This window comes from Agromyces sp. GXS1127 (genome assembly GCF_050565425.1).
In the GTDB taxonomy this organism is placed as follows: Bacteria; Actinomycetota; Actinomycetes; order Actinomycetales; family Microbacteriaceae; genus Agromyces.
This window is the reverse complement of sequence record NZ_JBOCIG010000019.1, coordinates 1-1,274: the sequence shown is the minus strand read 5'-3', so window position 1 is coordinate 1,274 and position 1,274 is coordinate 1. Positions and strand designations below refer to the sequence as shown.

The 1,274-nt window shown below is 67.3% G+C and carries 1 protein-coding gene; it reads left to right on the top strand.

Going from position 1 to position 1,274, the window contains the following annotated elements; translation table 11 throughout:
* Positions 1-69 precede the first annotated feature (69 nt).
* Positions 70-1,241 (top strand): IS3 family transposase gene (locus ACQ393_RS17585; protein WP_430648154.1). Its coding sequence is split into 2 segments (ribosomal slippage): positions 70-354 and positions 357-1,241, totalling 1,170 coding nucleotides; the frame shifts between segments, so codons are not numbered across the junction.
* Positions 1,242-1,274 lie beyond the last annotated feature (33 nt).

The window sequence follows — 1,274 nt, the reverse complement described above, 5'->3', positions numbered from 1 at the left end:
GGGTCTGCTGCACGAGTAGGTGACATCTGAGTTGGCTTGTCCTGCGGGACGGGCTGGAAGGATGTCATCGTGCCCAAGCCCTATCCGAGTGAGTTCCGTGACGACGTCGTTCGCGTTGCCCGGAACCGCGAACCCGGTGTCACGATCGAGCAGATCGCGCACGACTTCGGGGTCCATCCAATGACGCTGCAGAAGTGGCTGCACCGCGCGAAGGTCGAGGATGGCTCCGCGCCCGGCCAGACCCGGACGGAATCGGCCGAACTGCGTGAGGCTCACAAGCGGATCCGGCTCCTCGAGCAGGAGAACGAGGTCCTGCGACGAGCCGCCGCGTACCTGTCGCAGGCGAATCTGCCGTCAAAAGGCTCTACCCGCTCGTGAAGGAGCTCGCCGAGGACAGGAAGGTCCCTGTCTCGGTGACGTGCCGGGTGCTCAAGCTCGCCCGCCAGCCCTACTACCGGTGGCTGGCCGACCCCATCACCGACGCCGAGCTGGTCGAGGCATACCGCGCGAACGCCCTGTTCGACGCGCACCGCGACGACCCGGAGTTCGGGCACCGGCTGCTGGCCGACGAAGCCCGCGACGCCGGGCAGGCGATGGCGGACCGCACCGCGTGGCGGATCGCGTCGCAGAACGGCTGGTGGTCCGCGTTCGGGAAGAAGAAGGCCCGCGGGGGCGGGAAGAAGGCCGGCCCGCCGGTGCACGACGACCTCGTCGGCCGCGACTTCACCGCCGACGGCCCGAACCGGCTCTGGCTGACCGACATCACCGAGCACCGCACCGCCGAGGGCAAGCTGTACCTCTGCGCGGTCAAGGATGTCTTCTCGAACCGGATCGTCGGCTACTCGATCGATTCGCGGATGAAGTCCCGGCTGGCCGTCGACGCGATCGAGAACGCCGTCGCCCGACGCGACGACGTCGCCGGCTGCATCGTCCATTCCGACCGGGGCAGCCAATTCCGTTCCAGGAAGGTGCTCCGCACCCTGGCCCGTCACGGGCTCGTCGGATCGATGGGCCGGGTCGGCGCCGCCGGGGACAACGCCGCCATGGAATCGTTCTTCAGCCTGCTGCAGAAGAACGTCCTCAACCGTCGCTCCTGGGCTACCCGTCAGGAGCTCCGGATCGCGATCGTGACCTGGATCGAACGGACCTACCACCGGCGCCGTCGACAGCCTCGACTCGGGCGTTTGACCCCGATCGAGTTCGAGGTCATCATGAACACGCCAGCCGCACTGGCTGCGTGACTAAAAACTGTCACCTATCCGTGCAGCAGACCC